A 12,672-nucleotide genomic window follows, 5' to 3' on the forward strand; every position below is an offset into this window, starting at 1 on the left:
ACCATCGGCAAAGCGCCGGGCCGCCCCCAGATCATGCACCCCGAATCTCGGCCAGGCGCGGGATCATGGCCGCGAACACCCGCCCGGTGAGCAGGGCATCGCCCAGGGCCGTGTGGCGGCCCGATACGGCGATGCCATAGCGGTGGGCGATGGCCTCCAGATCCAGTTCCGGCCGGTCGGGGTCGAGCCGGGCCGCCAGGCGCAGCGTGTCCAGGGCCGGCCCGCCCGGCTCCAGCCAGTCGGGTACCGCGCGGCCCGCCCTGGCCGCTTCGGCACGCAGCACGGCCAGATCGAAGCCGATATTGTGGCCCACCACCACCCGCCCGGCCGCCAGGGCCGTCAGCCGTTCCACCGCCACCACCGGCGGCGGCGCGCCCTGCAGCATCGCCCGGTCGATGCCGTGAATGCGGGTCGCGGCCGCAGGCACCGGTCCGCCCGGATCGACCAGCATGTCCAGGACATCGGCCAGGAACAGCCGCCCGCCCACCATGCACACCGCGCCCGCCGAGACCATCCGGTCGGTGGTCACCTCAAGGCCCGTGGTCTCGAGATCCAGCGACAGCACCGGCAGCCGGTCGAGCGGCGTGGCATCACAGGCCGGCGGCAGATCGGGGGCAAGATCGTGGAGCGCCAGCGCCATCGGCAGCTCGGCGGCCGGCAGGACCGGCATGCCGCCCGCCGGCGGATCGGCAAAGATCAGCCAGCCCGCCGTCGCCGCCGGGGCGGGCAGCTGTACGGCCGTCAGGTCCAGCAGCCGGCCATCGACATGATGAACGCCGGCCCGCCGCATGCCGCCGCCGGCGGCCGCCAGCAGCGGGGCCAGGCTTTCCCGCGCCAGCGCCGCATAGACCGAGGTTCCGGGCATCACCGCCCCGATCAGCGCCGCCATCGCCGGGTTGACCAGGGTGACCAGCCCGGTCGCCCCCACCCCCATCAGCGGGACCGGCAGGGCCGCGACCAGGGCGGCCAGCCGGGCATCGCCGCGGCCGCCGGCGGCCCGCGCGGTTTCGGCAAGCGCCCGCGCAAGCACCACCAGCCGCCCATCGGCGCCCGGCAGATCCCCGGCCGCAAAGGCCGGGAGCGGCAGATCGGGATCGGTCGCCGCCCGCAGCGCCTGGGCCAGATCGCCCCGCAGCCGCCGGCCGGCCCGGGCGGCCGAGCGGATGATCCAGAGGCCGAGCCCCAGCCCCGAGGCGCCGGCGAACAGGGCAAGCCCCAGCGGCAGGGCCGCGGCCCCCGCCGCAAGCCCCGCCCACCCCGCACCGGCCAGCCCGCCCGCCGCCAGCAGCCCGGCGGCGATCAGCGCCGGCCGGTTCTCGTCACGCGCCAGCCCGTCACGCGGCAGCACGGGCACCGGCGGCCAGATCGGCGGCGAGCGCCGGCCAGTCGAATCGGAGATCGGCCTTGGACAACGCCCCCACGGCGTGGAAGCACACCCCGTTCACGATCATCTCCCGCTCGTGGTCGCGCAGGCTGGGATGGATGGGCAGGCAGTCGAACACCCGGCCGCCCCCCTGAGCGAAGATCCGGGCCGGGGGTTGCGGATCGGCAGCCCGGCCAAGCGCCAGGCGCGCCGCAAGCGCCGTCACCTCGGCAGCGAAGCCGTCTGGCCGGTCGGTGAAATGCGGGGCGGCGGCCAGGGCGGCCGCGAAGTCTTCGACCAGCGCCCTCTCGATGGCGGCCGGATCCCCGGCATGGGGCCGCAGCCGGTCGCGGATCGCCACCGCCATATCGGCCCGCACGGCGGCAAAGGCTTCCCAGCGCGACCGTTCAAGCAGGACCTGAAATCCCGCTTCGCGAAACAGGCTGTGCCGCAGGGGGCCTGCCTTGATCTCGCAGTAACCGATGGTCATGCGCTGCGCAACATAGGCGGACTGCGCCTCGACGAAGCGGTCGAGGGCAGCCCGGTCGCGATCGCGCGGCGTCTCGCGCAGAAGGCGCATCATTCTCCGGAGCATCGGTGGGGACGACCTCCTCCCTCGGGAAACATTCTGTCGCATTTTACAGAAGAATCCGCTGCCACCAGCGGATCTTCATCTTGGTTGTTGACAAGATTACCAGTTTGGCCCGGAAATCTATAGAAGATCGTCACCCGCCCCTGGGTTGATCCGACGGGTGACCGCCGGCCGGGCCGGCCAAGGCTGCATGAAAGCGGCCGCGTGGAGCTTATGGGGGGAGACATGTCTGAAAATCGCAGCCTGACGCCGCAGAAGGCGCAGGAGTACTGGCAGAGAACCAAGGGCCTGATGTGGACGGTGCTCGCGATCTGGTTCCTGTCGGGATTCGTGATCCACGCCTTCGCACCGGAGCTGAACCAGATCCGGATCCTGGGCTTCCCGCTCGGCTTCTACATGGCCGCGCAGGGCTCGCTGATCATCTTCGTCTGGCTGATCTTCTGGTATGTCGCGCGCCAGAACCGGATCGACGACGAATTCGGCGTGTCCGAAGACTGAGGGGGCACGGGCCATGAAGGGCGATTTCACCCAGAATCTGGGCAAGGTCTACGGCATCTACACCGGCAGCTTCGTCGGCTTCACCATCCTGCTCGCCATCCTGGAACAGATGGGCGTGCCCGACCGGATCATCGGCTACGCCTTCGTCGCGGTGACGATCGGCGTCTATGCGATGATCGGCATCCTGAGCCGCACGGTTCAGGTCTCGGAATATTATGTCGCCGGCCGGCGGGTGCCTGCCCTCTATAACGGCATGGCCACCGCCGCCGACTGGATGAGCGCCGCGTCGTTCATCGGCATGGCCGGCACGCTCTATGCCTCGGGCTATAACGGCCTCGCCTTCGTGCTCGGCTGGACGGGCGGCTATGTGCTGGTGGCGGTGCTGCTGGCGCCGTATCTGCGCAAATTCGGCCAGTTCACCGTGCCCGACTTCCTGGGCACCCGCTATGACGGTCACGCGCCCCGGCTGATCGGCATCGCCGTGCTGATGATGTGTTCCTTCACCTATGTCGTGGCCCAGGTGACGGGCGCCGGCATCATCGCCTCGCGCTTTCTGGCGATCCCGTTCGAGATCGGCATCTTCGTCGGGCTCGTCGGCATTCTGGTCTGTTCGATGCTGGGCGGCATGCGTGCCGTCACCTGGACCCAGGTCGCGCAGTACATCATCCTGATCATCGCCTATCTGATCCCGATCATCCTGATGTCGGCGCAGCTGACCGGCGTGCCGGTGCCGCAGATCATGTATGGCTACGCGCTGCAGGAGATCGAACAGATCGAGCCGACGCTCGGCGTCGCGGTCGGCCATGTCACCGCCTTCGCCCGCGACGGCGACATGCTGAACTTCTTCAGCCTGGTGCTGTGCCTGATGGTCGGCACCGCCGCCCTGCCCCATGTGCTGATGCGCTTCTTCACCACGCCCAGCGTGCGCGAGGCGCGGTCTTCCGTGGGCTGGAGCCTGCTGTTCATCTTCCTGCTCTATTTCAGCGCGCCCGCCTATGCCGCCTTCGCCAAGCTGGAGGTCTATACCAACGTCATCGGCCAGCCCATCGCCAGCCTGCCCGACTGGGTGCGGATCTGGTCGGATATCGGTCTGCTCGCCATCCGTGACGCCAATGGCGACGGGCTGCTCCAGCTTGCCGAATTCACCATCAACAATGACGCGATCGTGCTGGCGACCCCGGAAATCGCCGGCCTGCCCTATGTGATCGCCGGTCTGGTCTCGGCCGGCGGCCTGGCCGCGGCGCTCTCGACCGCCGACGGCCTGCTGCTCGCCATCGCCAACGCCCTCAGCCACGACATCTACTACAAGATGATCGACCCCAAGGCGAGCGCCGCCCGCCGGCTGATCGTGGCCCGGGTGCTGCTGATCCTGGTTGCGATGCTTGCAGCCTATGTCGCCTCGTTCCGCCCTGCCGGCATTCTGGCCATGGTCGCCTGGGCCTTCTCCATCGCCGCATCGGGGCTGTTCCCGGCCCTGGTGATGGGGGTGTGGTGGAAACGCACGACCAAGGCCGGCGCCTGCGCCGGCATGCTGGCCGGGCTTGCCGTCTGCCTGATCTATCTGGCCGGCACCCAGTGGTACGGCATGGAGCTGTGGTTCGGGGTGCGGAACATCTCGGCCGGCCTGTTCGGCATTCCGGCCGGCTTCCTGGTCACCTGGGCTGTCAGCCTGATGACCCGTGAACCGTCGAAAGACATGCAGGATTTCATCGAGTTCGTGCGGGTGCCGAGCGCCCGCCTGGCCGAGAACAATCCCTATGCCCAGGGCCTGAAGAACTGACCGATCGCCCGTCAAGCCAGCGCGGCGCCGGAGGGCATGACCTTCCGGCGCCGCCGCCGTTGAGAGACCGCACCACCCCATGCAGTTCGATCCGTTTTTCTGGACCTACTGGGCCTACAACCTGCCCAATTACGTGCTGTCGCTGCTGATCTATACCCTGATCGGGCGCGCCCTGCTCTCGGCCTTCATCCGGCCGGGGGATCCCAACTACATCTGGCGCTTTTTCTGCCGGATCACCGATCCTGTGCTGCGGCTGACGGCGCCGCTGACCCCGCGTTTCGTTCTGCCGGGGCTGCGGCCGCTGGTGGCGGCAGGCTATCTCTGGATCCTGCGGATCATTTTCTGGCTGGTGATGTACAATCTGGGCCTGGCGCCGCGCCTGAACGCCCCCGCATGATATTCAGGCGGTATTCGGATGAATTTCCGCCTGAAGATCGGGCGGACGGGGCCTCTTCGCGCAGAAGGTCATGACATGCCCTCGTATCGGGGGATGACAGGCCGGGGCCCCGCGGGCTAGGATAAAGGCACCAATTTTGCCACTGGCGTCGCCGTGACGGGGGCCCCATCTTCGGTAACAGGTGCAGGTCGTCTGCCGTATCGGCCCCTGCTCCCGTGTTCCCCCGTCGCGTTCTTTTCCGCCGTCACGTGGTCCTGCCCTCCGGCACCCCTGCCCGTCGCCGTTCCACAACGCGCCGTCTCCGCAACGCACCGTCGGCCCGTCCCCCCCAACGAGCCGGCCTCAGCCCGTCGTTCTCAGATGCAGACAGATCTCATCGAACAAGCCGCGGCGGTGTCCGTCCGCCGCGCCTGTGCCTTTTCGCTGTTCGCCATCTGGGTCATCATGATGGCGCTGGTCTATGACCCGATGATGAGTCTCAGATCCGGCGCCATCCTCGTGACCCTGATGGGGGCCATCCTGATGCTGAAGGGCTATCGCGCCCCCCATCGGGACCATCGCCGCACCGAGGTTTGGCAGGCGGTGAAATCGGAGCTGAAGCTGCCGGCCGAACAGGCCCGGGCGCTGATCAACGCCACGCTCCAGGACACCTATTTCCACCACGCCACCCTGGTGGGCGTCGGCGCCCTGGCGCTCTGGACGACGATCGTGGCCCTGGGGCTGGTCATCGCCCTCAGATAAGGGCGATGACCGCCAGCCCCTCAGAAGCGCAAACCCTCAGAAGCGCAGGCTGAGGCCCGCGATCACTGCGGTCTGCGCGCCGTCGTCATGGCCGAAGCGGGTTTCGACCTCGGCATAGGTAGAGACCGTCTCGCCGAAGAAGATCCGCGCACCCAGCGTCGCCCGGCCGAAATCGTCGTCGGCCTCGGCCAGCACCACCTGGCGCGACGACCCGTCCCCCGCCGTCAGACGGATGGTATCGGGCCGGCCATCGGCGAATTCATGCACCCAGCCCGCGCGAGCATAGGGCGCGAGCGTCGTGGTCTCGCCTATGGCGACACTGCCGCGCACCCGCCAGCCAAGCTCACCCTGGGCAGAGTTATAGCTTTGATCGGGATAGGTGAGCGCGGTGCGTGCCGGCCCGGTCTCGGTGAAGCCGTCGAGTTCATAGCGGGTATAGTCCAGCCCGACCACCGGGCCGGTGGCGATGCCACCCAGCGCCAGATCCCAGCCGCCCTCGATCCGCGCCCCGAAGCTGCGGGCATTGGTCTGCCCGTCGAAGCGCTGGTCCAGGATGGTGGCCCCCAGCCCCGAGGCCATGGTGAAGGCACGGGTGCCGTCGACCCGGGCATAGCCGGCCGACACCGACGCCGCCAGCCAGCCGGGTGCACCGTCATTCACCAGCACGCCCAGGCCGAAAGCGACGCCGGTGCGGTCCAGATCCGACCCCCCCGCCAGATCGTCACGCCCGCGCGACAGATGCAGATCGGCGCCCAGCGTCACCAGATCGCTCAGCCGGTGATCGGCCCGGAAGCCGATGCGGCCGGCCGTTTCGTGATCGGCCGTGGCCGCGCCGTCGAACCCGCCCGGCCGCGCCAACCCCTCGACGAAGACATCGACGCTGGTCTCCCCCAGCCCGGGCCTGCGGGTGAACAGCGCCAGCACCGCACGGTCGACGGCCGCCTGGAAGGCCTGATGATCGCGGGCGAGCTGATCGGTCATCGCAAGGCTGAAGCCGGCGCCCGACTGCGCCGAGGCCGCAAGATCGGCATTGGTCAGCTCCACCAGCAGCCGGGTCAGCAGCCGCGACCAGTCTTCCAGCCGGCCGGGGATGTGATCGGGGCCGAAGGCCGCCTCCAGCACGTCCCAATTGTCGATCGCCGGGTCATGCCAGCTGGCGCCGCCCGGAATGCCCGGATTGGTGGTCTGGGTATCCCCGTCCAGATCGCCGATTTCCCAGTTGGTCGCCTCCAGCCACAACACCGGGATGTTCAGATCCTCGTAGTTGCCGGCGTCGCTGCAGCAACCGGTATCGACCGGATAATGCGGGTTCAGCCCGGGATTGCTGCGCAGGTCGATGCCCAGCTCGTCGGCAATGGCGTGGATCCGCGTCCAGTAGGATTTCAGCGCCGGGTCGGTCAGATAATTGGTGCCGGCATGGGCATACATGAAATCGCCGGTGATCAGGCTGTCGATATTGATCATGCCCTTCAGCCGATCGATCTCGCCCGCCGCCTCCAGCTCCTGCCGATAGAAGGCAGAGCCTTCAAGCCCGGTCTCCTCGGCGCCGAAGGCGTTGAAGACCAGCCCGGTTTCGACCGGCAGCCCCGCCAGATGAGCGGCGATCTCGGTCAGCACGGCAGCACCCGAGCCGTTGTCGTCCACGCCCTGCAGGGCGGGGCCGGTATAGCCCGGGCGTTGCGGCGCGCTGTCGAAATGGGCACCGACCAGGATGAAGCCCTGATCGATATTGCCCACCGTGCCGATCACGTTCTGGGAGGCGAGGCCTCGGCGGGTGGTAAAGGGCTGGCGGGTCAGCGTGGTGCCGCCAAGGGTGAAGCGCGACGACATCCAGTCGGCCGCGTCCTCGAAGGCCTCCGTGCCGCTGTGGCGGCCGGCATGATCGATGGTCAGGGTTCTGAGCGTGTCATAAGCGAAGTCGCCATACTCCGCCGCCTGCACCGGCAGGGCCGGGATGGCGACGGATGCGAACAGCGCAAGACAAAGCGGACGCAGAGTGAGGCGGCCGGGCATCTGACCTCCTGAAGGGGGAGCATCGCCCCGGATATCCCCGGGGGCGACGGTGGTGCGGGGATGAGGGTGCCGCAGGGATGACAGGCCGGTATCGGCGCAAGCTTCACACAGCCTTAACTGAACCATACCCTTTCATCATCCGCCCGGTCACCTCCGGATCGGTCCGGATCAACCGCTGTCGTCTGCCCCTCAACCGGGCCGCCCGTCCGGCCCCAACCCCACAACCCGGCCACCGGTCTCCCGAAGCCGGGCCCGCCACGCACCCGCCAGATGGACCACCCGGCGCGGCCTCAGCCGCCAGAGCCGCTCGGCCCCCGGATGGCGGGCAAGCTCGGGCCCCTGCCAGACGATTTCGACATCGCCGGCGATGGTCAGCAGGTCGCCGGTCGCGAAATCCGGCACCAGCAGCCCGGCGGCCGGGCGCAGCACCATGTTGCCCAGCGTGTTGAAATAGCGGTTGCCGGCGTAGTCCGGCACCGTGATCACCCCGGCCTCGTCGACCGCCACGAAGCCGGCCGGCCCGCCGCGATGCGAGGCATCGGCCCCGGCGGCCCGGCCTTCCACGCGGGTATCGGCGGCGCTGGCGACGAAGATCGTATCGGCCTGGGCGATCATCTCCCGCGCCCGCGGATCCGGCGCCGCCTGAGACACCACCGCCGGCGCCAGATCCATCCCACCGCGGCCGGGCACGGCCTGGCGGGGGCGGATGTAACGCGGGCAGTTGCCGAAACACTGGTCCACCAGCAGGTCGATGCGCGGCGCGCCGTCACGATCCAGCGCCAGCACCCGGCCATTGACCCGGATGCGCCGCCGGGTGGCGAGATCGATGCCGAGCAGGCCCAGCGCCGCCCCGGGCTGAAGATTGGCCGCCAGCGGGTCGCCCGCCGGCACGGCGCCGAGGATGCTGAGCACCCTGGGATCGGGCGAGGCGATGAAGCCCGGCGGCCCCGCCAGCAACGAGGCCCAGGGCAGCCCCTGCCCGTCGACCGAGGCGACCACCAGGAATTCCAGATCCATGAAAAACAGCCGGAACGGGTCGGGCAGCGCGGTCATGAACACCTGGGCGCCGATCGACGCCATGCGCTCCCCCAGGCCATAGAGATCCTGCACCGCCCGCTCGCCCAGGTGAAAGCCGATCCCCTCGGCCTCCGGCCCCGCAGCCTGTCTCTCCCCGGTCATGACCGCGTCTCCCGTCAGAGGAACGTCGGGCGATCATATACCGGAACCGGCGCTACCGTGACCACAGGAAGGCGCCGACCGGCCGATCCGCCGGCTTTGGGCCCAAAACCGGCCGGGCTCTGACCAAATCCGGTCACGTCTTTGTCCGCGGCGGAGCCCTGCGCCGGGTGCTACATTTCAATCAACACGAAGCAAGTCGAAAGCGGCCGACAGAAAAACCTGACCGCCTTCCCGCACCGGCTTTCGTATCCCGCCTCGCCCGGACATTTCGGGCTGGAGATTATTCGGAACAAGATGACTGCGAAACGACTTTACACGGGTGGCGTATCCCATCCGGATGTCGCAGGCACCATCCGAAAAGACAAGGAGATCTGAACCATGGGCAGCCTTCTTCATTGGGCCATCGTTTTCCTGATCGTGGCGCTGGTCGCGGCCCTTCTGGGCTTTGGTGGTGTCGCAGGCACGGCGATGGCAGGTGCCAAGATCCTGTTCTGGGTCGCGATCATCATCTTCGTCATCACCCTGGTCGCGGGCCTGATGCGCAGGGGCCGCTGACCGCCGCTCTTCCTCCCGCCTCCCTCCCCCCGCAGCATGACGGGCGGCCGGTTTCCGGTCGCCCGTCGTGTTTTTAAGGCAGGGGTCAGGCAGGGTTCCGTGACATCATTCGTGGTCACGACGAAGACATGTCAGCCGCCGGTCATCTCCGCCACCTGCGGCACATCCTTGTCGCCGCGCCCCGACAGCGAGACCACCATCACCGCATCGGGCGCAAGATCGGGCGCCATGCGGATGGCCCGCGCCAGCGCATGGGCCGATTCCAGCGCCGGGATGATACCTTCCAGCCGGGTGAGCAGGTGAAAGGCCTCCAGCGCCTCGGCATCGGTCGCGGGCAGATAGGTCACCCGGCCGATCTGGTGCAGCCAGGCATGTTCCGGCCCGATGCCCGGATAGTCGAGCCCGGCCGAGATCGAATGGGCCTCGGTGATCTGGCCGTCATCGTCCATCAGCAGGAAGGTCCGGTTGCCGTGCAGCACGCCCGGCCGGCCGCCGGTCAGCGAGGCGGCGTGTTTGCCGCTCTCGATCCCGTGCCCTGCCGCCTCGATGCCATAGATTGCCACCTCTGCGTCGTCGAGGAAGGGATGGAACAGGCCCATGGCGTTGGACCCGCCGCCGACACAGGCCATCACCACATCCGGCAGCCGCCCCTCTGCCTCCAGAATCTGGGCCCGGGCCTCGTCGCCGATGACCGTCTGGAAATCGCGGACGATCATGGGATAGGGATGCGGTCCCGCCACGGTGCCGATGCAGTAGAAACTGTCTTCGACATTGGTCACCCAGTCGCGCAGGGCCTCATTCATCGCATCCTTGAGCGTGCGGGAGCCCGAGAGCGCCGGGATGACCTCGGCGCCCAGCATGCGCATGCGGATGACATTGGGCATCTGCCGGGCAATGTCGACCTCGCCCATATAGACCACGCAATCCAGCCCATAGCGGGCGCAGAGCGTCGCGGTGGCAACACCGTGCTGGCCGGCGCCGGTTTCGGCGATGATCCGCTTCTTGCCCATGCGCCGGGCGAGCAGGATCTGGCCCAGCACGTTGTTCACCTTGTGCGAGCCGGTGTGGTTCAGATCTTCGCGCTTCAGATAGATCTTCGCCCCGCCCAGATGCGCCGTCAGCCGGTCGGCGAAATAAAGCGGGCTGGGCCGGCCGATATAGTGCCGGCGCATGTCGTCCATCTCGGCCGCGAAGGCGGGATCGGCCCTGGCCTCCGCATAGGCCCGCTCCAGCGCCAGCAGGTTGGGCATCAGGGTCTCGGCCACGAAGCGGCCGCCGAACATGCCGAAACGGCCATTCTCGTCGGGGCCGTTGCGCAGGCTGTTGGGCAGATGAGAGGCGGGCTGGGGGGACGTCATCGGTCGAAAACCTCCGGATCGGGGTCGCTGGAGGGACGCCACCCCGGATCCCCGCCCCTGTCGTGCGCATAAACGACAAAGGCCGCTCTCCGGAGTGAGCGGCCTTCCACAGGGCATGACGACTGCCGGTGAAACCGCCCGCTTACGCGGGCCACCAGCGGCGGGTCTGCATCGGGCAGAAGATGGGGTGCAGCATCGTCATGGGCTGACGGTAACAGAGCGGGCGGCGGGGGACAATGGGGTCATGCGCCGTCTTCCCGCGGACGGTCACCGCGTCCGGCCGGCGCGGGCATGTCTCCGATCAGATCAACGCTGGTGACACTGAGATCGCTCTGAGCGGCGGCCGCAAGCGGGGCCGCCTCGGCATAGAGCCGGTCTTCACGCGCCTGCAGTGCCCGACCCCGGCGGGCTTGGTCGATGTGGGATGTCGGCACCGTGTCGAATGCTCCGCTGCCCCCACGCAGGAAGGGGCGCTCCATCCAGTCGGACGCATCGATATAGCCCAGACAGAATTCGGCCACGGCGGCAGCCTGTACCTCGGAGCGCATCTGAAGCATCGCCGCCTCGCGGCGATCGGCGATCTTGCGCCCCGGATCGTCTTCCGTATCGATCCAGATCAGCGGATAAGCTTCGCCGCCCAGAATGCCCTTCAGGGCCTCGCGGCCGTCATATCCGAAACAGAAGGGAAGACGCTGCTGTGCATCGCTCTCCGCCAGCAGGGCGGCCAGTTCCACCGACAGCACCATCTTGCGCCGGGTGGCGAAGCGGCCAAGGCGAAAGCCGGTGTCCATCGACGGACCGATGAAATCCTGAATGCCCTCCCCAGCACCTTCTGCCATCTCGTCGAGGAACTGGTCGGTCTCCCTCAGCCCGTCGAGATCGATCATCATGTTGCGGGCGGGGAAGTCCGCCACCCAGCCGCAGGCTTTCAGATCGAGACTCCGCGAAATCTCGCGCACCACCTGTCGCGTCTGATGAAGTGCCAGAATGAAATCGTTGACGATGCCCGCGGTATCGGCCAGGTCTGTAACGGTAAAGCGATAGACGAGTTCGTCCCCCAAGGCTTTCCACAACCGCACCCGATTCTCGGCTCCAAAACGGATACGGGTCTTCTTCAGGAAGGTCTGGTGGAAGGTCGCATAGAATTTGCGGATGGCCTGGGACCATCCTTCCGAACCCGTCTCGTCACGCTCTTCAGTCCCGCCCGCGATAGCGGTCGAAAACTTGAACGCGCTGGACCCCACCATGTCGACGCTGAGAAAGGCTTCCAGGCGATAGCGCGCCGCCGCTGCGGCAAGGATCTGGTCGTCGCCCTGATCGGCGCTCACGGGTTGCCGGGCCGCTGATTACGCCAGACCCAGGCTGCGTGCCCGGTTCTCGGCAGCCTGACGGGATACGAAGAAGCGTTGTGCAACGGCACCGCGATCGCCATGCGTCTCCCGCCAAAGGTCCGCAAAGGGGCCCGATGGCATCAGGAAGGCCGCCGCGAACCAGTTGGCTTCCCATTCGCAGCGTTCGACATCCGGCGACGGGTTGTCAGGCAGGTATCGGGTAGCAGCCATTTCCACGGTCGCACCCTGATGCGCCTTCTTCACGACCGGATAATGCAGCAGCAGATGCCCCAGCTCGTGCCCGATGGTGAAACGGTCGCGGGCCGGCGTGGTCTCGAAAGGCAGGTACAGGTCGAAATCGTCTGGCGCGCGCACATGGATGCTCTCACGCGGCTGCGGCGTCGCAAACTCCCTGAACCGGATCCGGCCGCCCATCCGGTGGACCAGATCGAACAGATCATCCCCGGGCAGAAAATTGATCTTGCCCGCGTATTTCTCCGCCGCCTCCTGGATGACGGCCTTGCTCGCCCGACATGGCATCGGCGGAACGACGGTCATCTGCGCCTCGCGATCGCTGCCTCTCGATACAAGATAGCGACCGGGCCGGGCGGCGACAATGGCGGGCGATGGTGCGGCAACCGTTTGCATCGCCCGCGGGTAAAACGCGCCGGGCATATGCATGTCGGGCTGCAGGAAGGTGGTGGGCCCGGCAGGATTCGAACCTGCGACAACACCGTTATGAGCGGCGGGTTCTAACCGCTGAACTACAGGCCCCCACATCTTCCATGGTGCCGGAACGGGGTGGAATGCCACCGCCGGTTACCGGCGGCACACCTTGTCGAGTTCCGCCGTTTTCGTCAAGAGG

The 12,672-nt window shown here is 67.6% G+C and carries 12 protein-coding genes and 1 tRNA gene; 5 read left to right on the forward strand and 8 right to left on the reverse strand.

Annotated features, from left to right (window positions below):
- Window positions 1-31: 31 nt before the first annotated feature.
- Both CMO28_RS28885 and CMO28_RS28890 read right to left on the reverse strand, forming a co-directional pair.
- Window positions 32-1,354 (reverse strand): 3'-5' exonuclease, encoded by a 1,323-nt coding sequence (locus tag CMO28_RS28885; RefSeq protein WP_296720789.1) that lies wholly within the window; start codon window positions 1,352-1,354, stop codon window positions 32-34.
- Complete coding sequence (locus CMO28_RS28890) at window positions 1,335-1,946, reverse strand: hypothetical protein (protein WP_296720791.1); 612 nt, start codon at window positions 1,944-1,946, stop codon at window positions 1,335-1,337. Before CMO28_RS28890 ends, CMO28_RS28885 begins: the two co-directional genes overlap by 20 nt.
- Window positions 1,947-2,180: 234 nt before the next feature.
- Between CMO28_RS28890 and CMO28_RS28895 the strand changes: the two genes are divergently transcribed.
- From CMO28_RS28895 to CMO28_RS28910, 4 genes are all read left to right on the forward strand, one after another.
- Window positions 2,181-2,453 (forward strand): DUF4212 domain-containing protein, encoded by a 273-nt coding sequence (locus tag CMO28_RS28895; protein WP_041604819.1) that lies wholly within the window; start codon window positions 2,181-2,183, stop codon window positions 2,451-2,453.
- A gap of 13 nt (window positions 2,454-2,466) precedes the next feature.
- Window positions 2,467-4,233 (forward strand): sodium:solute symporter family protein, encoded by a 1,767-nt coding sequence (locus CMO28_RS28900; RefSeq protein WP_296720796.1) that lies wholly within the window; start codon window positions 2,467-2,469, stop codon window positions 4,231-4,233.
- 79 nt (window positions 4,234-4,312) lie between these two features.
- Window positions 4,313-4,630, forward strand: coding sequence for a YggT family protein (locus CMO28_RS28905; protein WP_062762152.1), 318 nt, complete (start codon window positions 4,313-4,315; stop codon window positions 4,628-4,630).
- A 360-nt stretch (window positions 4,631-4,990) separates the two neighbouring features.
- Window positions 4,991-5,371: a hypothetical protein gene (locus tag CMO28_RS28910; protein ID WP_062762154.1), complete on the forward strand. Its 381-nt coding sequence runs from the start codon at window positions 4,991-4,993 to the stop codon at window positions 5,369-5,371.
- A gap of 36 nt (window positions 5,372-5,407) precedes the next feature.
- Here CMO28_RS28910 and CMO28_RS28915 read toward each other — a convergent pair whose 3' ends face one another.
- Window positions 5,408-7,384, reverse strand: a complete 1,977-nt coding sequence (locus CMO28_RS28915; RefSeq protein ID WP_296720802.1) for an autotransporter outer membrane beta-barrel domain-containing protein — start codon at window positions 7,382-7,384, stop codon at window positions 5,408-5,410.
- 189 nt (window positions 7,385-7,573) lie between these two features.
- Complete coding sequence (locus CMO28_RS28920; protein WP_296720805.1) at window positions 7,574-8,563, reverse strand: pyridoxamine 5'-phosphate oxidase family protein; 990 nt, start codon at window positions 8,561-8,563, stop codon at window positions 7,574-7,576.
- A gap of 378 nt (window positions 8,564-8,941) precedes the next feature.
- On the opposite strand from CMO28_RS28920, the gene CMO28_RS28925 reads away from it, so the two are divergent.
- Entirely contained in the window at window positions 8,942-9,118 is a 177-nt protein-coding gene (locus CMO28_RS28925; protein WP_041607573.1) for a DUF1328 domain-containing protein, read from the forward strand.
- A 131-nt stretch (window positions 9,119-9,249) separates the two neighbouring features.
- Here CMO28_RS28925 and trpB read toward each other — a convergent pair whose 3' ends face one another.
- The 4 genes from trpB to CMO28_RS28945 form a co-directional block, all read right to left on the reverse strand.
- Window positions 9,250-10,476 carry a tryptophan synthase subunit beta gene (gene trpB / locus CMO28_RS28930; RefSeq protein WP_296720813.1) on the reverse strand — a complete coding sequence of 409 codons (1,227 nt, stop codon included), beginning with the start codon at window positions 10,474-10,476 and terminating at the stop codon, window positions 9,250-9,252.
- A gap of 242 nt (window positions 10,477-10,718) precedes the next feature.
- Window positions 10,719-11,804, reverse strand: coding sequence for a hypothetical protein (locus tag CMO28_RS28935; RefSeq protein ID WP_296720816.1), 1,086 nt, complete (start codon window positions 11,802-11,804; stop codon window positions 10,719-10,721).
- An 18-nt stretch (window positions 11,805-11,822) separates the two neighbouring features.
- Window positions 11,823-12,488, reverse strand: a complete 666-nt coding sequence (locus CMO28_RS28940) for an ImmA/IrrE family metallo-endopeptidase (RefSeq protein WP_296720819.1) — start codon at window positions 12,486-12,488, stop codon at window positions 11,823-11,825.
- A gap of 17 nt (window positions 12,489-12,505) precedes the next feature.
- A tRNA-Ile gene (locus CMO28_RS28945) sits at window positions 12,506-12,581 on the reverse strand.
- Window positions 12,582-12,672: the final 91 nt, after the last annotated feature.

Origin of the sequence: Tistrella sp. (assembly GCF_002684955.1) — a bacterium.
GTDB classification, from domain to species: domain Bacteria; phylum Pseudomonadota; class Alphaproteobacteria; order Tistrellales; family Tistrellaceae; genus Tistrella; species Tistrella mobilis.

Bases quoted from the DNA above. Each gene is read 5' to 3' on its own strand.
- CMO28_RS28890 (WP_296720791.1), bottom strand. From the start codon at position 1,946: ATGATGCGCCTTCTGCGCGAGACGCCGCGCGATCGCGACCGGGCTGCC.
- CMO28_RS28895 (WP_041604819.1), top strand. From the start codon at position 2,181: ATGTCTGAAAATCGCAGCCTGACGCCGCAGAAGGCGCAGGAGTACTGG.
- CMO28_RS28900 (WP_296720796.1), top strand. From the start codon at position 2,467: ATGAAGGGCGATTTCACCCAGAATCTGGGCAAGGTCTACGGCATCTAC.
- CMO28_RS28905 (WP_062762152.1), top strand. From the start codon at position 4,313: ATGCAGTTCGATCCGTTTTTCTGGACCTACTGGGCCTACAACCTGCCC.
- CMO28_RS28910 (WP_062762154.1), top strand. From the start codon at position 4,991: ATGCAGACAGATCTCATCGAACAAGCCGCGGCGGTGTCCGTCCGCCGC.
- CMO28_RS28915 (WP_296720802.1), bottom strand. From the start codon at position 7,384: ATGCCCGGCCGCCTCACTCTGCGTCCGCTTTGTCTTGCGCTGTTCGCA.
- CMO28_RS28920 (WP_296720805.1), bottom strand. From the start codon at position 8,563: ATGACCGGGGAGAGACAGGCTGCGGGGCCGGAGGCCGAGGGGATCGGC.
- CMO28_RS28925 (WP_041607573.1), top strand. From the start codon at position 8,942: ATGGGCAGCCTTCTTCATTGGGCCATCGTTTTCCTGATCGTGGCGCTG.
- trpB (WP_296720813.1), bottom strand. From the start codon at position 10,476: ATGACGTCCCCCCAGCCCGCCTCTCATCTGCCCAACAGCCTGCGCAAC.
- CMO28_RS28940 (WP_296720819.1), bottom strand. From the start codon at position 12,488: ATGCATATGCCCGGCGCGTTTTACCCGCGGGCGATGCAAACGGTTGCC.